Source organism: Streptomyces sp. BF23-19 (assembly GCF_041106355.1).
Taxonomy (GTDB): domain Bacteria; phylum Actinomycetota; class Actinomycetes; order Streptomycetales; family Streptomycetaceae; genus Streptomyces; species Streptomyces virginiae_A.
Genome location: NZ_JBGBPT010000038.1, coordinates 39,429 through 63,186, shown reverse-complemented (window position 1 = coordinate 63,186; position 23,758 = coordinate 39,429). Strand labels below are relative to the sequence as shown.

Here is a 23,758-nt window from a genome sequence, read left to right as displayed (position 1 = left end):
CTCTCAGGTATGACAGGGGATACCTGCGAGGCAGGCCACGCCGGCTGAGCGCCAGGGCCCCGGTCGCGCCGGGAAGAGCGGTGAGCGCGCGGCTCAGTCCGCCACCAGGGGTTCGACGTAGCCCGCCCGCCAGCGGGGTGCCGGGTCCTGGCCGGGGCTGGTCCAGTACTCCCTCGCCCCCACGATCTCCCCGTCCCGCACGGTCCAGAGGGAGACGGCCCGGTAGACGACGTGGTCCTGCGGTATCTCCACTTCGGTGACCACGAGGTTCCCGTCGGCCAGGATCCGCAGCAGTTCCACGGATCTCTCGTCCGCGTAGCCGTCGTCGCTGTTCACGGCTACGAAGTTGGCGCGCCCCACGATGCGCTCACCGCTCACGGGCCATTCGATGACCGCGTCCTCGGCAATGAGCTCGGCCACGCCGTCCCAGTCGCGTGCCTCGATTCGCTCCCACAGTTGTGCCACTACCCTCAACGGCTCCATGTGCCGCAGTGTCCGACAGCCCGTTATACGTAACAAGCTTTGCTTGCAGGCTTATTGACTTCGACACAATCGCTCGCGGCGAGCGGTGATCACTCCGGCGCGGGCGCCGGAACGGTGGCGGACGGCGCCGCGGATTCCAGTGCGTCCAGTGCCGTGGCCAGCCGTTCCAGGGCGCGAACCGTCTCCGTGAAGGCGGCATCGCCCAGCTCCGCGGTGAGGCGGGCCGCCAGCGCCGCGTGGCCCGGGCCGATCCGGTCCACCGCGCCCCGCCCCTCCTCCGTGGGCCGCAGCAGCTTCGCCCGCCGGTGGGCGGGGTTCGGGGCGTATTCGGCCAGGCCCTTGGCGACCAGCAGGTCCGCGATGCGCTGCACGCTCTGCCGGGTGATGCCCATGCTCCGGGCGATGCCCGCGACGGGCAGCGGCTCCCGCAGCACCGCGCCCAGTACCTGCCACCAGGCGGCCGTCAGCCCGGCCGGCTTGGCCAGCTCTTCCGAGATGGCGAGGAATTGGCCGTTCAGCCGGAACACCCCGAGCGCGGTACGGCTCAGCAGGTCCTGCTGGGTACGGGCGTCCCCGAAGTCCCCGGCCCCGAAGTCCCCGGCCTCGATGCCCCCGGCCCCGACACCCCCGAGGTGGTCGAGGTCCGTACCGCCACCGACCGGCAGCGGCTCGTGCGTCGCCTCACGCATCGCCGGCCGCCGATGCCGCCATCAGGACCGGGTACGCGGCCGGGTCCGAGTCGTGGAAGAGCCCGTACCAGGCGTCCAGTACGTCCGGCTTGTAGACGTCCAGCCGGGCGAAGACCTCGCGGGCGAAGGCCACCGGCTCCGTCGGCCCCGCCGTGATCAGGTCGCCGTCGGTCACCGCGTCGGCCTCGACGTAGCTCTCGGCGCCCCCGTAGCCGGGCTGCTCCGCCAGGTAGAAGGAGGCGCCGCTGGTGTGGGTCCGGCCATCCAGCAGGCCCTCGCGGGCGAGGCCGGCGGTGGCCCCGCAGATCGCCGCGACCGGCACCCCGGCGGCCAGGAACTCCCTCGCCTTGGCCGCGAACGGCGTCAGCTCGTCGCCCGTGTCCCACAGCGACGCGCCCGTGAGGATCAACAGCGAGGAGTCCTCCGGTCGCAGGTCGGCCAGGGCCAGGTCAGGCTGGATGCGGACGCCGCCCATGGTGGTGACCGGCTGCGTGGCGCTCGGGCCGACCGTGCGCACGGTGTGGCCGCGCTGGGTGAGGTGCGCGGTGGTGTGGCCGGTCTCCCAGTCCGCGTACGTGTCGTAGACCGCGAGGTGGACGGGCTTGCGCGGGGTCTCGCTCATGGTGCTTCGCCTCCGGCGTGGGTTCGTGCTCTATGACAATAGGCTGTCATAACGACAGGATGCTGTCAATCCCGTGACGGGCTCCAGGCCCTGCGCAGACAGACTGCCGAGAGCGGCCCCCCACCCCCATACAGTCCGCCGATATCCCGCCCGACCTGCGCACTTCTAGCGTGACGACATGACCCCTCATGTCGCCTCGCACACCCTTGCCACCGTGAAGGACGCAGATCGGAAGCACGTCTTCCACTCCTGGTCCGCCCAGGCCCTGATCGACCCCCTCGCCGTCGCCGGGGCCGAGGGGTCGTACTTCTGGGACTACGAAGGCAACCGGTTCCTCGACTTCTCCTCCCAGCTGGTCAACACCAACATCGGCCACCAGCACCCCAAGGTCGTCGCCGCGATCCAGGAGCAGGCCGCCCGGCTCTGCACCCTCGCGCCCGGCTTCGCCGTCGACGTCCGCTCCGAGGCCGCACGCCTCATCGCCGAGCGGACCCCGGGCGACCTGGACAAGATCTTCTTCACCAACGGCGGCGCCGAGGCCGTCGAGAACGCCGTCCGCATGGCCCGGCTGCACACCGGCCGCGCCAAGGTGCTCTCCACCTACCGCTCCTACCACGGGGCCACTGCCGCCGCGATCAACCTGACCGGCGACCCGCGCCGCTGGCCCTCCGACACGGCCGCCGCCGGCGTCGTGCACTTCTGGGGCCCGTACCTCTACCGCTCCGCCTTCCACGCCACCACCGAGGCGGAGGAGTGCGCCCGCGCCCTCGCCCACCTCGCCGACACCATCGCCTTCGAGGGGCCGCAGACCATCGCGGCGATCATCCTGGAGAGCGTGCCCGGCACCGCTGGCATCATGACCCCGCCCCCCGGCTACCTCGCGGGTGTGCGCGAGCTCTGCGACCGCCACGGCATCGTCTTCGTCCTGGACGAGGTCATGTCGGGCTTCGGCCGCACCGGCAAGTGGTTCGCCGCCGACCACTGGGACGTCACCCCCGACCTGATCACCTTCGCCAAGGGCGTCAACAGCGGCTACGTCCCGCTCGGCGGCGTGGCCATCTCGGCCGCCATCGCCGAGACCTTCGCCACCCGCCCCTACCCGGGCGGCCTGACGTACTCCGGCCACCCCCTGGCCTGCGCCGCCGCCGTCGCGACCATCACCACGATGGAGGAGGAGGGCATCGTCGAGCACGCCGCCCACCTCGGCGAGAACGTGATCGGCCCGGCGCTCGCCGAGATCGCCGAGCGCCACCCCTCGGTCGGCGAGGTCCGCGGGCTGGGTGCCTTCTGGGCCCTGGAACTCGTCCGGGACAAGGAGACGCGCGAGCCGCTCGTGCCGTACAACGCGGCGGGCGCGGACAACGCGCCGATGGCCGAGTTCGCGGCGGCCTGCAAGGCGTCGGGCCTGTGGCCCTTCGTGAACATGAACCGGACCCACGTGGTCCCGCCCTGCAACGTCACGGAGGCGGAGGCCAAGGAGGGCCTGGCCCTGCTGGACGAGGCGCTGACGGTCGCCGACCGCCACACCACGGCCGGCTAGGCCCGCACCGGCCACCGCACTCGCACGTGCACCGGCACCCGCATACGCACCCATGTCCGGCATCCGGCATCCGCCCCGCACGGCGGGTACGGATGTCGGATATCGGTTAGCTACCGATCGGTTTTCAGCCGCGTTGTCTGGCCTATGGTGTCCGAAGCTCTACGACAGGAGACGGACCCCTATGCCAGGCAGCGGAGCTGTCACCCGCAACACACTTCGCCAGCAGATCGCGGACGCGCTGCGTGACGAGGTGCTCGCGGGACGCCTGCCTCCGGGGACCGAGTTCACCGTCAAGCAGATCGCCGAGCAGTACGAGGTCTCCGCCACCCCGGTGCGCGAGGCGCTCGTGGACCTCTCCGCCCAAGGGCTGCTCGAACTGGTCCAACACCGCGGCTTCCGCGTGCGGATCTTCTCCGTGGACGACTTCCGAGGCATGATCGAGGCCCGCTCGCTCGTCGTGGACGGGATCTTCCGCCGCCTCGCCGAGCGCGGCACCGCCCCCGGCTCCGGCGAGCTGCTGGTGTCGGTGCGCCGCCGGGGCGAGGAGGCCCGCCGGGCCGCGCAGAGCGGCTCGCTCGAAGTGCTGATCGGCTACGACCTGCGCTTCTGGCGTGAGCTGAGCGGGCTGGTCGCCAACACCTACATCTCCGAGTTCCTGCACCGCATCCGCGTGCAGTGCTGGGTCTTCGCCGTCCCCCACCTCCAGCGCGAGCCGCAACTGCGGGCGGCGCTGTGGGACGGCCACAGCGAGCTGGTGGACGCGGTGACGCTCGCCGACGCCGACGCGGTGCGCGGCATCGTGCGGGGCTACAACGAGCACGCGCTGGCCTGGGCCGCCCGGCTCTGAGGCCCGACGGGGCTCGCCGGCGCCTGATGGGGCCCGATGGGGCCCGAGGTTCTGCGCACCCCTTCGCGGAGGGTGTCCGGCCCACTACGCTGACCGGATCGGCGGCATCGACTGATCGGAGGCCGAGTGGCCTGTGACCTGTGGCTGGTCCCCCTTGTCGACGTGCTGTGCCACAGCCCCGACAACCCCTTCGCGGAAGAGATCGCCTCGTACGACAGGGCGCTGGGCGCGGCCGGACTGCCGTCCGTGCCCGTGTTCGCCTACATGCCGGGCCTGAGCGGGGACGTCGCCCCGGTCGCCGGCTTCGACTACGACGCCCTGCATTTCCTGAGGCGGGCGTACATGCTCCAACTCTGCGGGCTGCCCGTGACCCCGGTGGACGAGCTGGGCGGGGACTACGAGCAGCTGCTGGAGATGTTCGAGCCCACGGCCCAGCAGTCGCACCTGGTCTGGCACTACGACCACGCCGGGGCCTATGTCCCGGTGGACTTCGCGGCTCCGCTGGCGAACGAGGAGCTGCTGGCCGGGGGCGGGCCGCTGGGGTCCGTACAGGGGCTGCTGCGGGAGCTGCTGTTCGTGGCCCCCGCCATCGGGATAGACCCGGGGAACCCGCCCGCCGCACCGGCGCCGCCGGGGCGGCCGACGCTGCTGGAGGAGCCGGCGGGGCCGATCCCGTACGACGACAGCCCCTTCGCCCGGGAACGGCACGTGTGGCTGGGACTGCACGCGGCCTCGACGCGGAGCCTCGGCCAGGGTTCGATGATCATCTTCAGCTGAGGCGGCGACCGCCTCCGGGGGGCGGGGTACGGGTCCGCTGCGCGGAATCCCGGCCCCGCCCGTCTTGGCGCGGCTGCTCCGCCCGTCTCATCGAGGCTGCCCGCCCGTCTCGGCGCGGCTGCCCCGCTCGTCTCAGCGCGGCTGCTCCGGCGGCCGCTGCCGGGGCATGTTCGGTCTGGTGCCCGGCGGCAGCGGGAAGCGGGCGGGCGGGATGTTCGCGTCCGGGCGCCCCCCGGAGGCCCCCAGCGACTGCATCACCAGCGGCGCGGGCCCGGCCCGGAACTCCACCATCCAGTCCGCCGTCTCCGAGCGCACCAGCTCGGTGATGTCCTCGGAGAAGCGGCGCAGCACGGTCAGGCACCGCTCCGCGGCCTCGCTGGCGGTGCCCTCGGTGGGGCCGAGCACCTCGCGCACGTTCTCCGAGGCCCAGTCGAACTGGAGGGTCTGGAGCCGGCGCTGCACCGCCTGGGCCGTGGCCACGTCCCGCATCCACCCGGACGTCAGCCCGAAGAACCGGTCGCACGCCAGCGCGGCCGCGCCCAGCAGCAGCGCGAGGTAGCCGTACGTGGAGGCGCCCGGGATCGAGCCCGTCAGTTCCAGCAGCGGCATCGAGGCGCCCGTGACGGCACCCACGGCCGCCCCGGCGCGCAGCACGCGCGCACCGCGCCGCTTCCACGCCCGGTCGGACAGGTACCACTCGGCGGTGCGCAGCGCATCGGCCTCGACCCGCCGGTAGAGCTCGTCGAGCCGCTCGGCGGGCTCGCCCCAGTCACCGAGGGGGAACGGCCGGCCGGTCAGATCGCCCGCCGCCATCGGTCCGCCGCCTTCCTCCCGGGGATCCCGGGGTGGCCCCTCGGGCTGCATCTCCGGCTGGCTCACCCGGCACTCCCTCTGCCTGCGCTGACGTGTGGTGGTGCGCGTGTGCGCAATGATGCGCATGCTCTTCCTACCTTCGAATGACGGGCGATGGGCGACGATTCCCGGGAATTCCGCCCGCAAGGAGGTCTCCAGCAGGTACGCGTACGCCCCGTCTCTCACTCGAAAGAGTTGGTCCTCACGGCGTAGGGCGCGGCGCCCGGGGAGCACGTAGGCTCGGATTGACCAGCGTTCCGAAGGTCTCGACGTACGACGTATGGAGTGAGTGCCCTGTGATTCCCGGTGGTGGCCAGCCCAACATGCAGCAGCTGCTCCAGCAGGCCCAGAAGATGCAGCAGGATCTCGCGGCCGCGCAGGAGGAGCTCGCCCGGACCGAGGTCGAGGGCCAGGCCGGCGGCGGTCTGGTGAAGGCGACCGTCACCGGATCCGGCGAGCTGCGCGCCCTGGCGATCGACCCGAAGGCCGTGGACCCCGAGGACACGGAGACGCTCGCCGACCTGGTGGTCGCCGCGGTGCAGGCGGCCAACGAGAATGCGCAGGCGCTCCAGCAGCAGAAGCTGGGCCCGCTGGCCCAGGGCCTGGGCGGCGGCAGCGGTATCCCCGGCCTCCCGTTCTAGCCCCCCTACCCCTACCCGACGAAAGAAGGCAGTCCGTTGTACGAAGGCGTGGTTCAGGACCTGATCGACGAACTGGGCAGGCTGCCCGGCGTCGGGCCCAAGAGCGCGCAGCGGATCGCCTTCCACATCCTGCAGGCCGAGCCCACCGACGTCCGCCGCCTCGCGCACGCGCTGCTGGAGGTCAAGGACAAGGTCCGGTTCTGCGCGGTGTGCGGGAACGTGGCGCAGGAGGAGCGGTGCGGCATTTGCCGCGACCCGCGCCGGGACACCACGGTCATCTGTGTCGTGGAGGAGCCGAAGGACGTCGTCGCCATCGAGCGGACGCGCGAGTTCCGGGGGAAGTACCACGTCCTCGGCGGCGCGATCAGCCCGATCGAGGGCGTCGGCCCGGACGACCTGCGCATCCGCGAGCTGCTGGCTCGCCTGGCGGACGGTGAGGTGACCGAGCTGATCCTGGCCACCGACCCGAACCTGGAGGGCGAGGCCACCGCCACCTACCTCGCCCGCATGATCAAGCCCATGGGCCTGAAGGTCACCCGCCTGGCCAGCGGGCTCCCCGTCGGGGGAGATCTGGAGTACGCGGACGAGGTCACGCTCGGGCGGGCCTTTGAAGGAAGGCGACTTCTCGATGTCTGACGCAACGCTGCACGCCCTGGGACAGGATCCGGACGACTTCGCCGCCTCGATCTCGGACCAGATCGAGTCCTTCATCGTCGCGGTCACCGAGGTGGCCAAGGGCGAGGACCCGGACAGCGCGGTGCCCTTCCTCCTCCTGGAGGTGTCCCAGCTGCTGCTGGCGGGCGGCCGGCTGGGCGCGTACCAGGACGTACTGCCGGACGAGCGCTACGAGCCCGACCTGGGCCCGGAGCCGGACGTGGACGACCTGCGCGAGCGCTTCGCGGTCATGCTGGAGCCGGTCGACGTCTACTCCGAGGTCTTCGACCCGTACGAGCCGCGCAAGACCCCGGTCGCCCACCGGATCTCGGACGACCTCGCCGACGTGGTCGCCGACCTGCGGCACGGACTCATCCACCACCAGGCCGGTCGGGTCACCGAGGCGCTGTGGTGGTGGCAGTTCTCGTACTTCACCAACTGGGGTCCGACGGCCTCGGCGACGCTGCGCGCCCTGCAGTCGCTGATCGCCCACGTCCGCCTCGACCAGCCCCTCGCCGCCCTGGACGGCCTGGACACGGACGAGGACCTGGCCGAGGACGACCTCGCGGAACAGGCCGGACAGGTGATGGCCGAGGAACTCGGCGGACTCGGCCGTACCTGAGCACGTGAACGCGTGAGCACGTGATCGAACGCGGCGGCCGGACAGGGAACTCATTCTCTGATCTTCTCGTCTCATGATGTGGTACGAGGCGGTCGGATCCCGGTCGCTCGTTACACTGCACCAGCAATGAGACGGATTGAGCGAGGAGCGCACGTGGGCCTTGTCGTGCAGAAGTACGGAGGCTCCTCCGTAGCCGATGCCGAGGGCATCAAGCGTGTTGCCAAGCGGATCGTGGATGCCAAGAAGAACGGCCACCAGGTGGTCGTCGTGGTTTCCGCGATGGGCGACACGACGGACGAGCTGATCGATCTCGCCGAGCAGGTATCTCCGATGCCTGCCGGGCGTGAGTTCGACATGCTGCTGACCGCCGGAGAGCGGATCTCCATGGCCCTGCTGGCCATGGCGATCAAAAACCTGGGCCACGAGGCCCAGTCGTTCACCGGCAGCCAGGCAGGCGTGATCACCGACTCGGTCCACAACAAAGCGCGCATCATCGATGTCACGCCGGGCCGTATCCGCACCGCGCTGGACGAGGGCAACATCGCCATCGTCGCCGGCTTCCAGGGTGTGTCCGCGGACTCCAAGGACATCACCACCCTCGGTCGGGGCGGCTCGGACACCACGGCCGTCGCGCTCGCCGCGGCGCTGGACGCCGAGGTCTGCGAGATCTACACCGACGTCGACGGCGTCTTCACCGCGGACCCCCGCGTCGTGAAGAAGGCCAAGAAGATCGACTGGATCTCCTCCGAGGACATGCTGGAGCTCGCGGCCTCCGGTTCCAAGGTGCTGCTGCACCGCTGCGTCGAGTACGCGCGCCGCTACAACATCCCGATCCACGTCCGCTCGTCCTTCTCCGGACTGCCGGGCACCTGGGTCAGCAACGAGAATCCGCAAGGGGACGCGCAGGTGGAGCACGCCATCATCTCCGGAGTCGCGCACGACGTCTCCGAAGCCAAGATCACGGTCGTCGGTGTCCCGGACAAGCCGGGCGAGGCCGCGGCGATCTTCCGTGCCATCGCGGACGCCGAGATCAACATCGACATGATCGTGCAGAACGTGTCCGCGGCCTCCACGGGCCTCACGGACATCTCCTTCACCCTCCCCAAGACCGAGGGCCACAAGGCCATCGAGGCGCTGGAGAAGGCGAAGGGCGCGATCGGCTTCGACTCCCTGCGCTACGACGACCAGATCGGCAAGATCTCCCTGGTCGGCGCGGGCATGAAGACCAACCCGGGCGTCACCGCCTCCTTCTTCCAGGCGCTGTCCGACGCGGGCGTGAACATCGAGCTGATCTCGACCTCCGAGATCCGCATCTCGGTCGTCACCCGCCAGGACGACGTCAACGAGGCCGTCCGCGCCGTGCACACGGCCTTCGGCCTCGACTCCGACAGTGCCGAAGCCGTCGTCTACGGAGGCACCGGACGATGACCCGAACCCGGTCCTCCGGCCCGGCACTCGCCGTGGTCGGGGCGACCGGAGCAGTCGGTTCGGTCCTGCTCCAGATGCTGTCCCTGCGGGCGGACGTCTGGGGCGAGATCCGCCTGATCGCCTCCGCGCGCTCGGCCGGCCGCATGCTGGTCGTCCGCGCGGAGGAGACCGAGGTGATCGCCCTCACCGAGGACGCCTTCGACGGCCTCGGACCGGGCGACATCGCCCTCTTCCTCACCCCGGCCGACATCTCGGCCCGGTGGGCCCCCGTCGTCACCGCGCGCGGCACGGTCGTCATCGACCTGTCCGCCGCCTTCCGGGAGGACCTCGAGGTCCCGCTGGTGGTCCCCGAGGTCAACGGGCACGCCGTACGGATCCGGCCGCGCGGGATCGTCGCCGGCCCGGATTGCGTGACCGCCACCATGATCGCGGCCCTGGGCGCGCTGCACTCCGAGTACGCCCTGCGCGACCTGGTCGTCTCCTCGTACCAGGCCGCGAGCGCCGCCGGGCGGGCCGGTTCCGAGACGCTGCGCCGCCAGCAGTCGCTGGTCGCCGGGACCTCCCTGGGCGAGCAGCCCGGGGACGTACGACGCGCCGTCGGCGAGGACACCGGCCCCTTCGCGGCCCCGCTCGCCCTCAACGTCGTGCCCTGGTCCGGTGAGTTGCGCGCGGACGGCTGGTCCTCGCACGAGCTGGCGGTACGCGGGGAGACGCGCCGGATCCTGCAGCTGGAGCAGCTCCCGGTGTCGGTGACCTGCGTCCAGGTGCCGGTGCTGACCGGGCATTCGCTGACCGTGCGGGCCCGGTTCGAGCGCGAGGTGGAGGCCGCGCACGCCCGGGAGATCCTGGAGGCCGCGCCCGGCGTGGTCCTCGTGGACGACCCCGCGGCCGGGGAGTTCCCCACCCCCGTGGACGCCGCCGGGACGGATCCCGCCTGGGTGGGCCGGGTGCGGGTCTCGCTCGACGATCCTTACGCCCTGGAGTTCTTCGTGTGCGCGGACAATCTCCGCAAGGGCGCAGCGCTGAATGCCGCACAGATCGCGGAACTGATCGCAGGTGAATTTGCGTAATTCGCTTTGTAGGATCGGTGCTGATCCCTTGATCAAGGTGATGGCCCGACTGCCGTCTCGATAAAGACGGGGCAATCGGGAAGAGCGGGTACGCATGAGGGCAAGAGGGATTTTGCTGGTGAGGATGCCTCGCGCGTACAACCCTGATGGGGGGACGCGTGTCCAACCGGCGTGGCAGACACACTGCTCGAACCGGCCGTCCGTCCGGCGCAGATCGGGATCATCCCGTCGCGCCGGGGTCTCCGTGCGCCCGGCGGCGGTTTTCCCGTGATCGTGCCCGTCCCGCCGGTGGGGCCGACAGAGGCGCCCGTACGCACGGCCGTGACGATCCGGGGCGGCCTCGTGCCCGCGCCGCGCGACAGCGCTGAGACGGACGGGAGCGGCAACAGCGAGGCGGAGAAGGCGGAGACGGCTGAGACGGCTGTTCCCGCCGAGGTGGTGGCCGGCACCACCGTCGACCACCTCACCGCGACCTATCAGGCGCACTACCGCTCGCTCCTGGGCCTGGCCGCGCTGCTCCTCGACGACACCGCCTCCTGCGAGGACGTGGTCCAAGAGGCCTTCATCCGGGTGCACTCCGCCCGGAACCGGGTCCGCGACCGGGAGAAGACGCTGGCGTACCTGCGCCAGACCGTCGTGAACCTCTCGCGGTCCGCCCTGCGTCGCCGCATCCTCGGCCTCAAGCTGCTCTCGAAGCCGATGCCGGACATGGCCAGCGCCGAAGAGGGCGCGTACGACCAGCTGGAGCGGGACGATCTGATCAAGGCGATGCGTGGACTGCAGCGCAGGCAGCGCGAGGTACTGGTGCTGCGCTACTTCGCGGACATGACGGAGTCCCAGGTCGCCGAGACGCTCGGCATATCGCTCGGCTCGGTGAAGGCGTACGGATCGCGGGGCATTGCCGCGCTGAGGGTGGCGATGGAGGCTGCGCAGTCATGACGGACGACCACACCCCGCCGGGCGGGGTGAGCGGGGAAGAAGAGCTGCGCATCCTCCTGCGCGGGGCCGTCGAGGGCCTGCAGCCCTCCGCGAACGCGCTGGAGCGACTACGGGACGCCGTCCCCGCGCGCCGGACCCGCAACCGTCGGGCCGCCCTCGTCGGCGCCGCCGCGGCCGTGCTGCTCGCCGGGACGACGATCCCGACCGCACTGCACCTGTCCGCCGCCGACGGGGCGGCCACCGACCACCCGGCGATGGCCGGGCACGGCTCGGCCACGGGCGACCAGCACGCCGCACTGCCCTCCGACCCGCACCAGAACGGCTTCGGATCCCTGCCGAGGTCGACCCACTCCTTCGGCGAGATGCCGTCCGCGGGCGGGGGCACCGGGCAGCCGAGCGCCACGGCGGGCCCCCCGGTGAACGGTCTGACGGCAGGCCCGTCGGGCGCCGGGACCTCTGCCGGACCGGCCGGTACCGGCGGCCCGGCGGTCGGCTCGGGCCCGCTGCCGCCGGTTGCGGCGCCGGGAGTGCCCGGATGCGGCGCGGACCAGCTCGGGGTGGTGGGCTCGGCCCGGGCCCCGGAGACCGACGGAAGGGTCTACGGCAGCTTCCGGGTCACCAACGTCTCGGCGCAGGGCTGCGTCGTCAGCGGCCAGGACACCGTGACGGCCGCCCCGGCGCCCGGAACGGGGACCGGCGCGGCCTCCGGGGTCGCCGTGGTCGGCCACACGGCCGGGGATCCGGCGAGCGGGCTGCTGCCCGACCCGGCGGCCGCCGCTCCGGCGCTGGTGCTCCCGCCGAACACGGCGTACGAGGTCCGCTTCGCGTGGGTGCCGTCGGGGGAGACCTGCGCGCCGGCGAACCCGGACGCGGGCGGCAAGGCCCCGCAGAGCGACGCGGCGGGTGCCACGGGCGGTACGGGGAGCGGAACGGGCGCCGAACCGCAGGCGGGCGCGTCCTCGGCCCCGGCCGGTGTGGCCGTCTCGCACACCCCGCAGTCGGGGGCCGCGACCACGCGGACGACGATCCCCGAGGCCTGCGGCGGAACGGTGTACCGGACAGGCGCGATCCCGCTGTCCTAGGGGGTGTCCTGCCCCGGGGCCGGTCCGAGCGAGCGCCCGGGGGCCCTCCCGGACGGCGGGGCTACTGCGCGGCGGGCTCCAGCAGGCCGGCCTCGGCGTCGCGGATGGTCTCCACCTCGCGACGGTAGAGCCGGAACCACATGAAGAGCACGAAGGCGACGAAGACGAACCACTCGCCGGTGTAGCCGAGGTTCTGGAAGGCCTTCAGGTCGAGCCCGGTGTTGGTCGGCGCCTGCGCGGGCACCGGAGTCATCCCGTCCGACGGGGTCTGCACGGTCAGCCAGGCGTCGTACAGGTCGTACGGGACGATGTTGACCAGCGCGGCCGCCCCGATCACCCCGAGCTGCCCGGCCGGCAGCCCGCCCTGGGAGTGGACCCCCTTCGTCCCGGAGTTCTCCGCGGACTGCAGGGCTCCGGCGACCTCGACCCGACCGGTCGGCGGGGCGGGCGCCTTCGCGGGATCCGCCACCCCCGGCAGCCAGCCCCGGACCACCGGGACGGCCTTGCCGGAGTCGGTCTTCAGCAGGGTCAGCACGTAGAACCCGGACTCGCCGTCCAGCCGCCGCTCAGGCACCAGCAGCTGGTCCGCGTACTCCCCGGCCGTGGAGGCCATCCGTCCGGAAGTCGTCTGGTCCACCGGAAGCAGCGAGTCCAGAGGCGCGGCCACCTGGTCCGCGGGCTGCTGCGCGTTCGCTTCCTTGTGGCTGTCGACGCGGTCCTCGAACCGGCCGAGCTGCCAGGACCCCATGTACAGGCAGAAGGGAACGGCGAGCGCGACGAAGACGTTGATCCCCCACCAGCGCGGGGTCAGGAGAAACCGGTGCACCCCACCACCGTACGGGGGGTGCACCGGTCGCCCTCCCGCAGGGTCAGTGCGGCAGGTGCTTCAGCGCGAACTCCAGCTCCATCCGGACCTGCTTGATCCGCTCCTCCACCACCAGCGAACCGTGCCCGGCGTCGTAGCGGTACACCTCGTGCACCGCCCCGCGCGCGGCGAGCCGGTCCACGTAGTTCTCGATCTGGCGGATCGGGCAGCGCGGGTCGTTCACCCCGGCCGCGATGTGGACCGGCGCCGTCACGGCGTCCACGTACGTCAGCGGCGAGGACGCCTCGAACCGGTCCGGGACCTCCTCCGGGGTACCGCCGAAGAGGGTGCGGTCCAGCGCCTTCAGCGCCTCCATCTCGTCGTGGTAGGCCGTCACATAGTCCGCGACCGGTACGGCGGCCAGGCCCACGGCCCAGGCGTCGGGCTGCGTGCCCAGGCCCAGCAGCGTCAGGTACCCGCCCCAGGAACCGCCCGAGAGCACCATGCGCGCCGGGTCCGCGAGGCCGGATGAGACCGCCCACTCCCGGACCGCCGCGATGTCCTCCAGCTCGATCAGCCCGACCCGGTGCTTGAGGGCGTCGGTCCACTCGCGGCCGTATCCCGTCGAGCCGCGGTAGTTGACCCGCACCACGGCGAAGCCGTGGTCCAGCCAGGCCGCCGGGGCCGACGCGAAGGAGTCGCTGTCGTGCCAGGTCGGCCCGCCGTGGATCTCGAAGATCGTCGGGAAGGGGCCCTCGCCGTGCCCCGCCGGCCGCTGCGCCAGCGCGTGGATCCGCCCGCCCGGGCCCTCCACCCACACGTCCTGGACCGGCACCGAACCGGGCGCCCGGAAGCCGGGCGGATCCAGCACGATCCCGCCCGCGGTGGACCGTACCGTCGAGGGCTCGGCGGCCGAGGACCACAGGTACTCCACCGTCCCGTCGGGCCGTGCGGTGGCTCCCGACACCGACCCCGCAGGCGTATCCACGCGGACGAGCTCCCGCGCGGCCAGATCGTAGCGCCACAGCTCGCTGCGCGCCTCGAAGCTGTGCGCGACCAGCAGCGCGGACCCGTCCGGGTACCACTCGGCGCTGACGTCGCCCGGCAGGTCGATCGCGAGCTCCTGCTCGGCGCCGGTGGCCACGTCCCAGACCATCGGCTCCCAGCGGCCGCGCCGCTGGTGACCGACGAGCAGCCGGGTGTCGCCCACGACCGGCGCGAAACCGAGGACCTCCAGGCCCAGCTCCTCGGACCCGCCCCGGGTGTCGTCCAGCTCGGCGACGGTGCTCCCGTCCAGGGCCAGGACGCGCAGGGCGGAGTGCATCGCGTCGCCGTGCTCGGTGTGCTCGACGGCCACCAGGGTGCCGTCGCGGGACAGGTCGCCGACGCCGGCCGACTCCCGGTGCCGGTAGATCACGGTGGGCGCGGAGCCGTCCGGCCGGACCACGTGCACGGTCGAGCCGTCCTCGTCGGTGGAGCGCCCCACGACCGCCGTCCCGTCCCGCCCGATGGCCAGCCCGGCCGGGTACGAGGGCTCCAGGCCCGGGGTGGCCGGTTCGTCGGGGCCGCCCGCGAAGGGCTGGCGCACCCAGGTGCCGAACTCGTCGCCGTCGGTGTCGGAGAACCACCAGATCCACTCGCCGTCGGGGGAGAGGGTGCCGTCGGTGGTGCCGTTGGGGCGGTCGGTGGCCTGCCGCTGCTCGCCGGTGGCACGGTCCCACGCGTAGATCTCGAAGGTTCCGGTCGCGTTGGAGACGAAGAGGGAACGGTCCGGGGCGTCCTCGGCCCAGTCGGGGAGCCCGACGCGCGGTGCCCGGAACCGCTTCTCCCAGTCGGGCATGTCGGGGGTCATCTCGCTGTCGCTGGTCATGCGCCCCATTGTGGCCGCAGCGCTCCCCGGGATGCCGACCGCCGGGAACGGGCGGAGAGTGGAACGCGTCGGCCGTCACGTCCGAGGAGGAACGATCATGGCCAAGAAGGCCCGCACCGGCCACCACAGCCACCAGGACTCCGAGCGCGCGCTGGCGAAGAACACGGCAGCCGAGGCCCGTGCCAAGGCAGCGGTCCGGGACATGCACAGCACCGCCGCGAAGACGCGCGGCATGCAGCAGAAGGCGCAGGCCAAGCGCGGCTAGGCCCGCTCCGCCGGAGGTCTGTCTAGGCTGGCGTCATGCGGATGATCGTCCGGGGCGCCCGGCTGCTGCACACCCACGGCCTGTCCGACGTCGAGGTCGCGGAGGACGGCCGCATCGCGCGGGTGATCCCGTACGACGACCAGAAGGAACCACCGGCCACCGGCATCCTCGTCGAGGCCCACGGCGGCCTCCTCACGCCTCCCTTCGTCGAGCCGCACATCCACCTCGACACGGCGCTGACCGTCGGCGAGCCCCGCCCCAACGCCTCCGGCACCCTCTGGGAGGGCATCGCGTGCTGGAGCGAGCGCAAGCGGACCCTGACCCGCGAGGACGTGATCGCGCGCGCCACGGAGGTGCTGCGCTGGCAGGCCGCCCACGGGGTGCTGCACGTGCGGACCCACTGCGACATCACCGACCCGGACCTCACCGCACTCGAGGCGCTGCTGGAGGTACGCGACCGGGTCCGGGACTTCATGACCCTGCAGATCGTGGCCTTCCCGCAGGAGGGCATCGTCTCCTTCCCGGGCGGCGAGGGGCTGCTGCGCGAGGCCGTCGCCCGCGGCGCGGACGTCGTCGGCGCGATCCCGCACTTCGAGGACACCCGCGAGGACGGCCTGGCCTCCCTGCACACGGCCTTCGCGCTGGCCGAGGAACACGGCTTGCGGGTGGACGCGCACTGCGACGAGATCGACGACGAACAGTCCCGCTTCGTGGAACTGCTCGCCACCCTCGCCCTGCGCTCGGGGCTGCGCGGGCGCGCCACGGCCTCGCACACCACCGCCATGGGCTCCTACAACGGCGCGTACAGCTTCAAACTCCAGCGCCTGCTCGCCCGCTCCGGCATCAACCTGGTCTCCAACCCCTTCGCCAACCTCGGCCTCCAGGGCCGCTTCGACGCCTATCCCAAGCGGCGCGGCCTCACCCAGGTCAAGGAGATGCTGGCGGCCGGGGTCAACGTCGCCTTCGGCCACGACGACGTGATGGACCCCTGGAACGCGCTGGGCACCGCCAACCCCCTGCAGACCGCCCTCGTCGGGTTGTACGCCGCCCAGCTCACCGGCGCCGACGAGATCCCGCTGGCCTTCTCGATGGTGACGGAGCGTGCGGCGCGGGTGCTCGGCCTCGCGGAGACGGAGTACGGGATCACCGCCGGCGCCCCCGCCTCGTTCGTGCTGCTCCCGGCCCCGTCGCCCGAGGAGGCGATCCGCCGCCAGGTCCGCCCGCGGTACGTCGTCTCGCGCGGCACCGTCCTCGCCGAGACCCCGCCCGCCCCGACCCGGCTGAACTGGCCGGGGGAGCCCCCGTCCGAGATCGACTTCAGCCGACGCCTACGCTGACGCCCCATGAAGACGTGGACACTTGACACCGCATCGGCCCGCGCCGCGCACGAGATCGCCTCGGAGTACGCGGACACCGACCTCCTGAACCACTCGGTCCGGTCCTTCGCCTTCGGGGCCCGGTACGCGCGGCAGCACGGGCTGGCGTACGACGAGGAACTCCTCTACGTCAGTGCCCTGGTGCACGATCTGGGCCTGACCCCGCCCTTCGACAGCCACACCCTGCCCTTCGAGGAGGCGGGCGGCCATGTCGCGCGGGTCCTGACGGCGGGCCTGGGCTGGCCCGCGTCCCGTCGGGCGCGCGCCGAGGAGATCATCGTGCTGCACATGCGGGACGACGTGAGCGCCGCCGAGGACGTGGAGAGCCACCTGCTGCAGGTCGGTACGAGCGCGGACGTCTCGGGCCTGCGCGTCGCCGAGTTCGATCCCGCCTTCACCGCCGACCTCCTGGCCGCCTACCCTCGGGGCGACTTCGGCGCCGCGTTCCTCGCGCTCGTCGAGGACCAGGCCGCCCGCAAGCCCGCGTGCGCGGCGGCCGCGTACGTGGCCGGCGGAGCGGCCACCCGGATCGCGGCCAACCCGCTGGACCGGATGCGGGCGTAGGCGGGCGTGGGCGGGCGTGGGCGGGGGCCCGCGGCGGCGGTCGCGTCGCTGCGGGTCACACATATCGGTCACCGGGTCGGATAGCGTGCCCGCATGTCGTGGGACGAGGACGGAACACCGCACCCGCTCGCACTGCGCCGCACCGGCCGCAGCGAACTGGAGCCGGACCGGCTGCCCGAGATGCGGGAGCTGGAGGTGCTCGGCTGGGAGCCTGCGCCCGAGGACCTGCGCTGGGTGTTCCTCCCGTACGTCTGGCCCCCGGCGGACCGCACCTGGATTCCCGACCGCTCCACCCACTGGGCGGTGGACACCGCCCTGGACGGCCACGGCCACATCACCGGCGTGGAGTGCGCCCCGCTGCCCGAGCCCGACCTCCGGGACCTCGACCGCGAGGCCGACGAGGCCCTCGCCGAGCTCGGGCTCCCACCCCGGCCGCGTGGGCGCCTGTGGCTGCTCCGCCCGATCGGCCCCTTCACCACCCTCGGCGCGGTCCTCGACCACCTCGACGACCTCGCCGAGGCGCGCGCCGTGCCGGCCCGGCCCTCCGCGGCCTTCCTCGCCCTGGCCCGTGCCGAACTCGCCGAACTCGCCGCTCCCGAGGAGCGGTGAGACGGGTCAGCCCTTCAGGCGTGCCATCCAGGCTTCGACGTCGGTCGAGGTGCGGGGCAGGCCCTTGGACAGGTTCCGGTTGCCGTCCTCGGTGACGAGGATGTCGTCCTCGATGCGGACGCCGATGCCGCGGTATTCCTCGGGCACCGTGAGGTCGTCGGCCTGGAAGTAGAGACCCGGCTCGACGGTGAGGCACATGCCCGGCTCCAGGGTGCCGTCCACATACGCCTCGCGGCGGGCGGCGGCGCAGTCGTGGACGTCCATGCCGAGCATGTGGCCGGTGCCGTGCAGGGTCCAGCGGCGCTGCAGGCCCAGTTCCAGGACCCGCTCGACCGGGCCCTCCAGCAGGCCCCACTCGACGAGCTTCTCGGCCAGCACGCGCTGCGCGGAGTGGTGGAAGTCCTGATACTTGGCCCCCGGCCCGACGGCCTGGATGCCGGCTTCCTGGGCCTCGTACACGGCGTCGTAGATCTTGCGCTGGATGTCGGTGCGGTCGCCGGCGCGGAACAGGGCCGTCCCGCGCTCCCGTGGCTACCCTGGTCGTGAGGGGTTACTGCCGGGAGGCGATCTCATGGGTCGGCGCCATCACTTCCACATCGACCACGACGGGCACTCGGTCAGCGCCACGGTCCAGACCGGGCACACCGCCGTCGTGGAGGTACTGGTCGACGGCAAGGAGACCGGACACGCCACGACGCACGACGACCACCCCGTGACCGTGCGCGTCGAGCTGCCGACGGATCCACCGATACAGGTCTCCGTCCGCGCGACACCCGGGCCGGGCGTACCGCGCTGCATCTTCGAGGCCCCGGCCATCGAACCGCACATCATGTCCCCGCGCCCCTACTGACGACGGCGACTACGGGCTCCCCTGGTCACGCCAGACGCAGAAAGAGCCGGTGCAGGTTTCCCTGCACCGGCTCTCACCTGGTGTTTCAGCTGTCGGGGTGGCGGGATTTGAACCCACGACCTCTTCGTCCCGAACGAAGCGCGCTGCCAAGCTGCGCTACACCCCGATCGCCGCCTTGCAGCGCTTGCTGCCCTGGCGACATCGATTACTTTAGCGGACCTCTCGCCGGAGACGAAATCCGGTTTTCGCGGAGCGGTCGCGGGGCCAGGGGAGGCGTCGGGCGGAAGCGGTCCGCCGCGACCAGGGCGAGGCCGAGGGCGTAGAAGGCGGCGCCCAGGACCAGGGCGTTCAGGGTCACGCGGGCGTAGCCGTACCGGGCCGCGTCGATGAAGGGGTACGTGTACCGGCGCGCGCTGTCGGGGGCGAGCAGGGCGCCGCGCAGCAGCGCGAAGGTCACGTACGTCAGCGGGTAGGCCAACCACTGGGCGGCGTGGCGCGGGCGCAGGGTGCGCGGGGTCGTCAGGAGGAGGAAGTCCAGGAGGGCACCGGCCGGCGTGACCGTGTGGAGGAGCTGGTTGGCGACGGCCCTGGCGCCGGTCAGCCGGTCGAGCTCCGCGACCACGTTGAAGGGGCTGGAGGGGTTGGCGAGGACCAGGTGGAAGACGAGTCCGGTGATCAGGATGAAGAGCAGGACCCCGCCCCGGTAGAGGGGAGCGACGTCGGGCCGGCGCCGCCAGGCGCGCGCCGCCGACGACCCGAGCACGACCGCGACCAGGATGTTCGTCCAGATCGTGAAGTAGCTCAGGACGACGGGCACGCTCCCGTACGCGCAGTCGATGACCACCCCCACCACGGCCGCGGCGCAGACCAGGGCGCGGAACACCACCGGGACGAGGCGCGACGGGGCGGTCATCCCCGCGGCGTATTACCCCTTCGGGGTCAGGGTCAGGAGCGTCGCCTCCGGCGGGCAGGCGAAGCGGACCGGGGTGAACCGGTTGGTGCCGCAGCCCGCCGAGACGTGCAGGTACGCGCGATTGCCCTCGGCCTCGTGCGTGGAGAGCCCCTTCACCCGCTTCGTGTCCAGGTCGCAGTTGGTGACGAGCGCCCCGTAGAAGGGGATGCACAGCTGCCCGCCGTGCGTGTGGCCCGCGAGGATCAGCGGGTACCGGTCGGCCGTGAAGGACTCCAGGACGCGCAGGTACGGGGCGTGCACCACCGCCATCGAGAAGTCCGCGTCCACCTCCGGGCCGCCGGCGACCTGCGCGTAGCGGTCCCGCTTGATGTGCGGGTCGTCGAGTCCGGTGAAGGCCAGTTCCAGGCCGTCCAGCTTCAGGCGTCCCCGGGTGTTGGTGAGGTTCAGCCAGCCGGCCGCGTCGAAGGCGTCCCGCATCTCCTCCCACGGGTTGTGGACGGCGCCGACGACCGGCTTGTTGCCGTTCAGCCCGTGCCGGCCCTGGGCCTTCTCGAGGAGGTAGCGCCCGGGGTTGCGCAGCCGCGGTCCGTAGTAGTCGTTCGACCCGAAGACGTACACGCCGGGGAAGGACATCAGGGGGCCGAGGGAGTCGAGCAGCTCGGGGATGCCCTCGGTGTCGGAGAGGTTGTCGCCGGTGTTCACGACGAAGTCGGGGCGCAGGCCGGCCAGGGACTGCAGCCAGGCACGTTTCTTGCGCTGTCCGCCGACCATGTGGATGTCGGAGACCTGGAGCACGCGCAGCGGGCGCATCCCCTGGGGAAGGACAGGCACCGTGACCCGGCGCAGGCGGAAGGACCGTGCCTCGAAACCGGCGGCATAGGCCACACCCGCGGCCCCCACCGCAGCGATTCCGGCAGCCGCCTTCAGGGGTACTCCGTAACGCGCACGCATGGACCCATCGTCTCAGACCCGGAAAACGGATGAGCGCCACCGCCCCCGCACCTGGCAGACTCACATCCATGACCACGCTCAAGGCCAAGCTCCAGGAAGACCTCACGACCGCCATCAGGGCGCGCGACGAGCTGCACTCGTCCACGCTGCGCCTGACCCTCTCCGCCATCACCAAGGAGGAGGTCGCGGGCAAGGAGGCACGTGTGCTCTCCGACGAGGAAGTCCTCAAGGTGATCGCCAAGGAGGCGAAGAAGCGCCGTGAGGCCGCGGATGCCTTCGCCCAGGGCGGCCGTCCCGAGCAGGCCGCGCGCGAGACCGCGGAGGGCGAGTTCCTCGACACGTACCTGCCCAAGCAGCTCAGCGACGACGAGCTCGTGGCGATCGTGGCGCAGGCCGTCGAGGAGGCCAAGGCCGCAGGTGCCGAGGGGCCGCGCGCGATGGGTGCCGTCATGAAGCTCGTGAACCCGAAGGTCGCCGGGCTGGCGGAGGGCGGGCGTGTCGCCGCCGTCGTCAAGCAGCAGCTCTCGTAGGTCCACGAAGCACAAGACCCGCAAGAAGGGGAGGGCCCCGGCCGTGTCGGCCGGGGCCCTCCCCTTTCGCATGTCGTGCTGTGCGTCGACCGCTACTGGTCGTCGCGGCCGCCGATCACTCCCTCGGTGAGTCCGGGGAACGGGGGCTGCGGCTCGACGCCGCCGCCCGCGCCGCCCGTGGCTCCACCCGTGGCGCCGCCGTTGGTGCCTCCGTTGGCTCCGCCGGTCTGGCCGCCGGGCCGTCCACCCGGCTTGCCGTCACCGCCGGGCTTGCCGGGTCGGCTCGGGGTCGTCGTGGGCGGCTTGTTCCCGCGCGGGCCGCCGGAGGGGACGGTCGGCTCCGGGATGCCGACCGTGACGAAGTTCCCCGACTCGCGGCCGGAGAGCGCGCCGCTGACCGCGTCCTTCCAGATCGGGCCGGGCAGACCGCCACCGAAGACCTTGTCGAAGGGCTTGCCGCCGATGACGATGTTCTCCATCGTGATCTTCTTCGCGCCGCCCGAGCCGACCCACACCGCGCCGGAGAGGTTCGGCGTGTAGCCGACGAACCAGGCGTTGTAGCGCTCGTCCGTCGTACCGGTCTTGCCGGCGCTGTCGCGGTCGCTCAGACCGGCCCGCTCACCGGTACCGGAGTCGACCACTCCGCGCAGCAGGGTGTTGATGGTGTCGGCCGTCTCGGTGGCCATCGCCCGCTCGCACTTGGACTTCGGCACCGCGAGCGCCTTGCCGTGCGCGTCCGTGATCGACTCGATGGCGACCGGGGTGCAGTAGACGCCGCGGTTGGCGAAGGTCGCGTACGCGTTGGCCATCGTCAGCGGGGAGAGTTCGGCGGAGCCGAGCGCGATCGACGGGGACTCGGGGATCTTGGAGCCGTCGGCCGGGACCACGCCGAGCTTCTGCGTCATCTCCGTCACCGGGCAGAGGCCGATCTCGCCGATCATCTCGACGAAGTACGTGTTGATGGACTTCTCCATCGCCGTCCGCAGCGCGTACGGACCGACCTCGTCCTCGGTCTCGTTCTTCGCCGTCTGGATCTTGCCGTTGATCGGCAGGTTCAGCCACTGGCTGCCGTCACAGCGCGGGATCGGCGTCGGGTACTCCATCTTGTTCGGCGCCTGGTACACCTTGGTCGCCGGCATGCCCCGCTCTATGGCGGCCGCGGCGATGAACGGCTTGAAGGTCGAGCCGACCTGGAAGCCGAAGTTCGAGCCGCCCATCCGCTTGTCCACGGAGTAGTTGATCTGCGTCTCGTTCTTCCCGAAGCCGTACGGCTTGGACTGACCCATCGCCAGCACCCGGCCGGTGCCCGGCTGGACCATGGTCACAGCCGTCGCGATCGAGTCCTCCTGGTAGACGTGATCCTTGATCGACTCGTTGGCCGCGTCCTGCGACTGCGGGTCCAGGGTGGTGCGCACCGTCAGGCCGCCCTGGTTCCAGACCTTCGCCCGGTCCTCGCGCGTCTTGCCGAAGGCCGTGTCGGTCAGGAAGGAGTTGCGCACGTAGTCGCAGAAGAAGCCCGCGCCCTTGACGGCGGTGATGCAGCCGTTCTTGGGCTTGGTCACCTTGAGGGTGACCGGCTTCGCCTTCGCCGCGTCCACCTCCGCCTGGGAGACGTCCTTGGTGTCGGCCATCCGCTGCAGGACGATGTTGCGGCGCTTGGTCGCTTCCTGCGCGTCGTTCACGGGGTCGTACCGGCTCGGCGACTGCACGACGCCCGCGAGCAGCGCGGACTCCTCCAGCGTCAGATCCTTGGCCGGCTTGCTGAAGTAGCGCTGGGCGGCGGATTCGATTCCGTACGCCTGCTGGCCGAAGTAGGTGATGTTGAGGTAGTTCTCGAGGATCTTCTTCTTCCCGAGCTCCTCCTCGACCTGGATCGCGTACTTCAGCTCGCGGATCTTGCGGCCGAGGCTCTTCTCCTGGGCCTCGCGCACCTTGGTCTCGTCGTCGCCGGCTTCTTCGACGAACACGTTCTTCACGTACTGCTGGGTGAGGGTGGAGGCGCCCTGCGCGGCTCCGCCTTCCTGCGCGTTGCGGTTGACCGCGCGCAGGATGCCCTTGAGGTCGACCGCGCCGTGCTCGTAGAAACGCGAGTCCTCGATGGCGACGATGGCCTTCTGCATGTACGGGGAGATCGCCGTGAGCGGGACCACCTGACGGTCGCGCGAATAGACGGTGGCGATCGTGCCACCCTCGGCGTCCAGAATCGTGGTCCGCTGACTCAGCGGCGGAGTCTTGAGATTGGCCGGAATCTCATCGAATCCCTCGACCGTCCCCTTGGCCGCCAGGCCCAGGGCGCCTGCGGCCGGAATCGCCATGCCGGCCAGTACCACCCCGGAGAGGACGGACACTCCGAGGAACTTGGCGGCCTGCTGGCTCCCCGTGAGCCCGCCGCCCGAGCGCTTCTTTCCCATAGGGGGCAGCCTACGTTCTCATTCGCCGGACACACGCGAATGCCTTGGCCTAAGCTGTCCCCAACTGTCACAGCAGTGTGGTGCGACATCAACCCCTCGGCTTGATTTTCACCCTTCCCGAATGGGGTGGACACATGTCCGAATCTAGCCCCTCTGCTGAAGTCGAACAGGTGATTACACCCGAATTGCCGCAATGGTCGGGCATGTCGTCGGATCACTCCGTCGGGTGATCTGCCGCTTACCCATAGTCCGTTCGGACCATTCAAGATTGGGCCCGTCGGGGGTGTTGCACTGTGCTCGCCTTCCGTAACGTCCTCAACTGGCAGCGGTGAATATGCCGCTACCGCCGTGGGGGAGCCTCGATTCGG

Annotated in this window: 26 protein-coding genes and 1 tRNA gene; 16 read left to right on the top strand and 11 right to left on the bottom strand. The window is 71.5% G+C overall.

The annotated features are described in order from the left end of the window. Window positions 1-93 precede the first annotated feature (93 nt). The 3 genes from AB8A24_RS22005 to AB8A24_RS21995 form a co-directional block, all read right to left on the bottom strand. Entirely contained in the window at window positions 94-483 is a 390-nt protein-coding gene (locus tag AB8A24_RS22005) for a nuclear transport factor 2 family protein (protein WP_328962328.1), read from the bottom strand. A gap of 89 nt (window positions 484-572) precedes the next feature. After that, window positions 573-1,172, bottom strand: a complete 600-nt coding sequence (locus AB8A24_RS22000) for a MarR family winged helix-turn-helix transcriptional regulator (RefSeq protein ID WP_328962327.1) — start codon at window positions 1,170-1,172, stop codon at window positions 573-575. Then, window positions 1,165-1,794, bottom strand: a complete 630-nt coding sequence (locus AB8A24_RS21995) for a DJ-1/PfpI family protein (protein ID WP_328962326.1) — start codon at window positions 1,792-1,794, stop codon at window positions 1,165-1,167. The genes AB8A24_RS22000 and AB8A24_RS21995 overlap by 8 nt, the downstream gene beginning before the upstream one ends. 178 nt (window positions 1,795-1,972) lie before the next feature. Between AB8A24_RS21995 and AB8A24_RS21990 the strand changes: the two genes are divergently transcribed. From AB8A24_RS21990 to AB8A24_RS21980, 3 genes are all read left to right on the top strand, one after another. Continuing rightward, on the top strand, window positions 1,973-3,334 hold the full coding sequence (locus AB8A24_RS21990; RefSeq protein WP_328962325.1) for an aspartate aminotransferase family protein: 1,362 nt from the start codon (window positions 1,973-1,975) through the stop codon (window positions 3,332-3,334). A 181-nt stretch (window positions 3,335-3,515) separates the two neighbouring features. Further along, a complete protein-coding gene (locus AB8A24_RS21985; protein ID WP_266382529.1) occupies window positions 3,516-4,181 on the top strand; it encodes a GntR family transcriptional regulator in 666 nt (221 codons plus the stop codon). Between the two features lie 126 nt (window positions 4,182-4,307). After that, complete coding sequence (locus tag AB8A24_RS21980) at window positions 4,308-4,958, top strand: hypothetical protein (protein WP_266382526.1); 651 nt, start codon at window positions 4,308-4,310, stop codon at window positions 4,956-4,958. Between the two features lie 132 nt (window positions 4,959-5,090). On the opposite strand, the gene AB8A24_RS21975 is transcribed toward AB8A24_RS21980, so the two are convergent. Continuing rightward, on the bottom strand, window positions 5,091-5,837 hold the full coding sequence (locus AB8A24_RS21975) for an SLATT domain-containing protein (protein WP_030726452.1): 747 nt from the start codon (window positions 5,835-5,837) through the stop codon (window positions 5,091-5,093). 269 nt (window positions 5,838-6,106) lie between these two features. Here AB8A24_RS21975 and AB8A24_RS21970 point away from each other — a divergent pair, with 269 nt between their 5' ends. The 7 genes from AB8A24_RS21970 (at window position 6,107) to AB8A24_RS21940 (ending at window position 12,246) form a co-directional block, all read left to right on the top strand. Beyond that, on the top strand, window positions 6,107-6,451 hold the full coding sequence (locus tag AB8A24_RS21970; RefSeq protein WP_328965905.1) for a YbaB/EbfC family nucleoid-associated protein: 345 nt from the start codon (window positions 6,107-6,109) through the stop codon (window positions 6,449-6,451). A gap of 36 nt (window positions 6,452-6,487) precedes the next feature. Further along, window positions 6,488-7,087: a recombination mediator RecR gene (recR, locus tag AB8A24_RS21965; RefSeq protein WP_030010802.1), complete on the top strand. Its 600-nt coding sequence runs from the start codon at window positions 6,488-6,490 to the stop codon at window positions 7,085-7,087. Further along, window positions 7,080-7,727, top strand: coding sequence for a DUF5063 domain-containing protein (locus tag AB8A24_RS21960; RefSeq protein ID WP_328962324.1), 648 nt, complete (start codon window positions 7,080-7,082; stop codon window positions 7,725-7,727). The genes recR and AB8A24_RS21960 overlap by 8 nt, the downstream gene beginning before the upstream one ends. 153 nt (window positions 7,728-7,880) lie before the next feature. Beyond that, window positions 7,881-9,155, top strand: coding sequence for an aspartate kinase (locus tag AB8A24_RS21955; RefSeq protein ID WP_030726444.1), 1,275 nt, complete (start codon window positions 7,881-7,883; stop codon window positions 9,153-9,155). Then, window positions 9,152-10,225, top strand: a complete 1,074-nt coding sequence (locus AB8A24_RS21950) for an aspartate-semialdehyde dehydrogenase (protein WP_328962323.1) — start codon at window positions 9,152-9,154, stop codon at window positions 10,223-10,225. The genes AB8A24_RS21955 and AB8A24_RS21950 overlap by 4 nt, the downstream gene beginning before the upstream one ends. A 171-nt stretch (window positions 10,226-10,396) precedes the next feature. After that, window positions 10,397-11,164, top strand: coding sequence for a SigE family RNA polymerase sigma factor (locus tag AB8A24_RS21945; protein ID WP_328962322.1), 768 nt, complete (start codon window positions 10,397-10,399; stop codon window positions 11,162-11,164). Next, entirely contained in the window at window positions 11,161-12,246 is a 1,086-nt protein-coding gene (locus tag AB8A24_RS21940; protein ID WP_369477233.1) for a hypothetical protein, read from the top strand. Before AB8A24_RS21945 ends, AB8A24_RS21940 begins: the two co-directional genes overlap by 4 nt. A gap of 61 nt (window positions 12,247-12,307) precedes the next feature. On the opposite strand, the gene AB8A24_RS21935 is transcribed toward AB8A24_RS21940, so the two are convergent. Both AB8A24_RS21935 and AB8A24_RS21930 read right to left on the bottom strand, forming a co-directional pair. Then, the gene (locus tag AB8A24_RS21935; protein WP_328962320.1) at window positions 12,308-13,072 is read right to left on the bottom strand and encodes an SURF1 family protein; all 765 of its coding nucleotides are present in this window, start codon (window positions 13,070-13,072) and stop codon (window positions 12,308-12,310) included. 43 nt (window positions 13,073-13,115) lie between these two features. Continuing rightward, window positions 13,116-14,921 carry a prolyl oligopeptidase family serine peptidase gene (locus AB8A24_RS21930; protein WP_328962319.1) on the bottom strand — a complete coding sequence of 602 codons (1,806 nt, stop codon included), beginning with the start codon at window positions 14,919-14,921 and terminating at the stop codon, window positions 13,116-13,118. Between the two features lie 97 nt (window positions 14,922-15,018). Between AB8A24_RS21930 and AB8A24_RS21925 the strand changes: the two genes are divergently transcribed. From AB8A24_RS21925 to AB8A24_RS21910, 4 genes are all read left to right on the top strand, one after another. Continuing rightward, entirely contained in the window at window positions 15,019-15,186 is a 168-nt protein-coding gene (locus AB8A24_RS21925; RefSeq protein ID WP_158781069.1) for a hypothetical protein, read from the top strand. A 35-nt stretch (window positions 15,187-15,221) separates the two neighbouring features. After that, a complete protein-coding gene (gene codA, locus AB8A24_RS21920; RefSeq protein WP_266382479.1) occupies window positions 15,222-16,523 on the top strand; it encodes a cytosine deaminase in 1,302 nt (433 codons plus the stop codon). 6 nt (window positions 16,524-16,529) lie between these two features. Then, on the top strand, window positions 16,530-17,126 hold the full coding sequence (locus AB8A24_RS21915) for an HD domain-containing protein (protein ID WP_328962318.1): 597 nt from the start codon (window positions 16,530-16,532) through the stop codon (window positions 17,124-17,126). A gap of 93 nt (window positions 17,127-17,219) precedes the next feature. Continuing rightward, complete coding sequence (locus tag AB8A24_RS21910; RefSeq protein ID WP_161288246.1) at window positions 17,220-17,735, top strand: DUF5956 family protein; 516 nt, start codon at window positions 17,220-17,222, stop codon at window positions 17,733-17,735. A 6-nt stretch (window positions 17,736-17,741) separates the two neighbouring features. Here AB8A24_RS21910 and AB8A24_RS21905 read toward each other — a convergent pair whose 3' ends face one another. Next, on the bottom strand, window positions 17,742-18,245 hold the full coding sequence (locus AB8A24_RS21905; protein ID WP_369477250.1) for a M24 family metallopeptidase: 504 nt from the start codon (window positions 18,243-18,245) through the stop codon (window positions 17,742-17,744). 61 nt (window positions 18,246-18,306) lie between these two features. On the opposite strand from AB8A24_RS21905, the gene AB8A24_RS21900 reads away from it, so the two are divergent. Then, window positions 18,307-18,585 carry a hypothetical protein gene (locus AB8A24_RS21900; protein ID WP_328962317.1) on the top strand — a complete coding sequence of 93 codons (279 nt, stop codon included), beginning with the start codon at window positions 18,307-18,309 and terminating at the stop codon, window positions 18,583-18,585. Between the two features lie 92 nt (window positions 18,586-18,677). Here the strand turns inward: AB8A24_RS21900 and AB8A24_RS21895 are convergent. The 3 genes from AB8A24_RS21895 to AB8A24_RS21885 form a co-directional block, all read right to left on the bottom strand. Next, a tRNA-Pro gene (locus tag AB8A24_RS21895) sits at window positions 18,678-18,751 on the bottom strand. A gap of 39 nt (window positions 18,752-18,790) precedes the next feature. After that, on the bottom strand, window positions 18,791-19,498 hold the full coding sequence (locus AB8A24_RS21890) for a Pr6Pr family membrane protein (RefSeq protein ID WP_328962316.1): 708 nt from the start codon (window positions 19,496-19,498) through the stop codon (window positions 18,791-18,793). Window positions 19,499-19,510: 12 nt separating this feature from the next. After that, window positions 19,511-20,449, bottom strand: coding sequence for a metallophosphoesterase (locus AB8A24_RS21885; RefSeq protein ID WP_328962315.1), 939 nt, complete (start codon window positions 20,447-20,449; stop codon window positions 19,511-19,513). A 68-nt stretch (window positions 20,450-20,517) separates the two neighbouring features. On the opposite strand from AB8A24_RS21885, the gene AB8A24_RS21880 reads away from it, so the two are divergent. Then, a complete protein-coding gene (locus AB8A24_RS21880; RefSeq protein ID WP_030726692.1) occupies window positions 20,518-20,979 on the top strand; it encodes a GatB/YqeY domain-containing protein in 462 nt (153 codons plus the stop codon). A gap of 92 nt (window positions 20,980-21,071) precedes the next feature. Here AB8A24_RS21880 and AB8A24_RS21875 read toward each other — a convergent pair whose 3' ends face one another. After that, window positions 21,072-23,390, bottom strand: coding sequence for a transglycosylase domain-containing protein (locus tag AB8A24_RS21875; protein WP_328962314.1), 2,319 nt, complete (start codon window positions 23,388-23,390; stop codon window positions 21,072-21,074). Window positions 23,391-23,758: the final 368 nt, after the last annotated feature.

Excerpts from the sequence above, each read along its gene's own strand:
- AB8A24_RS21880 (WP_030726692.1), top strand. The coding sequence starts at position 20,518 with ATGACCACGCTCAAGGCCAAGCTCCAGGAAGACCTCACGACCGCCATC.
- AB8A24_RS21950 (WP_328962323.1), top strand. The coding sequence starts at position 9,152 with ATGACCCGAACCCGGTCCTCCGGCCCGGCACTCGCCGTGGTCGGGGCG.
- AB8A24_RS22005 (WP_328962328.1), bottom strand. The coding sequence starts at position 483 with ATGGAGCCGTTGAGGGTAGTGGCACAACTGTGGGAGCGAATCGAGGCA.
- codA (WP_266382479.1), top strand. The coding sequence starts at position 15,222 with ATGCGGATGATCGTCCGGGGCGCCCGGCTGCTGCACACCCACGGCCTG.
- AB8A24_RS21925 (WP_158781069.1), top strand. The coding sequence starts at position 15,019 with ATGGCCAAGAAGGCCCGCACCGGCCACCACAGCCACCAGGACTCCGAG.
- AB8A24_RS21940 (WP_369477233.1), top strand. The coding sequence starts at position 11,161 with ATGACGGACGACCACACCCCGCCGGGCGGGGTGAGCGGGGAAGAAGAG.
- AB8A24_RS21995 (WP_328962326.1), bottom strand. The coding sequence starts at position 1,794 with ATGAGCGAGACCCCGCGCAAGCCCGTCCACCTCGCGGTCTACGACACG.
- AB8A24_RS21875 (WP_328962314.1), bottom strand. The coding sequence starts at position 23,390 with ATGGGAAAGAAGCGCTCGGGCGGCGGGCTCACGGGGAGCCAGCAGGCC.
- AB8A24_RS21930 (WP_328962319.1), bottom strand. The coding sequence starts at position 14,921 with ATGACCAGCGACAGCGAGATGACCCCCGACATGCCCGACTGGGAGAAG.
- AB8A24_RS21915 (WP_328962318.1), top strand. The coding sequence starts at position 16,530 with ATGAAGACGTGGACACTTGACACCGCATCGGCCCGCGCCGCGCACGAG.
- AB8A24_RS21960 (WP_328962324.1), top strand. The coding sequence starts at position 7,080 with ATGTCTGACGCAACGCTGCACGCCCTGGGACAGGATCCGGACGACTTC.
- AB8A24_RS21890 (WP_328962316.1), bottom strand. The coding sequence starts at position 19,498 with ATGACCGCCCCGTCGCGCCTCGTCCCGGTGGTGTTCCGCGCCCTGGTC.
- AB8A24_RS21900 (WP_328962317.1), top strand. The coding sequence starts at position 18,307 with ATGGGTCGGCGCCATCACTTCCACATCGACCACGACGGGCACTCGGTC.
- AB8A24_RS22000 (WP_328962327.1), bottom strand. The coding sequence starts at position 1,172 with ATGCGTGAGGCGACGCACGAGCCGCTGCCGGTCGGTGGCGGTACGGAC.
- AB8A24_RS21885 (WP_328962315.1), bottom strand. The coding sequence starts at position 20,449 with ATGCGTGCGCGTTACGGAGTACCCCTGAAGGCGGCTGCCGGAATCGCT.
- AB8A24_RS21990 (WP_328962325.1), top strand. The coding sequence starts at position 1,973 with ATGACCCCTCATGTCGCCTCGCACACCCTTGCCACCGTGAAGGACGCA.
- AB8A24_RS21910 (WP_161288246.1), top strand. The coding sequence starts at position 17,220 with ATGTCGTGGGACGAGGACGGAACACCGCACCCGCTCGCACTGCGCCGC.
- AB8A24_RS21985 (WP_266382529.1), top strand. The coding sequence starts at position 3,516 with ATGCCAGGCAGCGGAGCTGTCACCCGCAACACACTTCGCCAGCAGATC.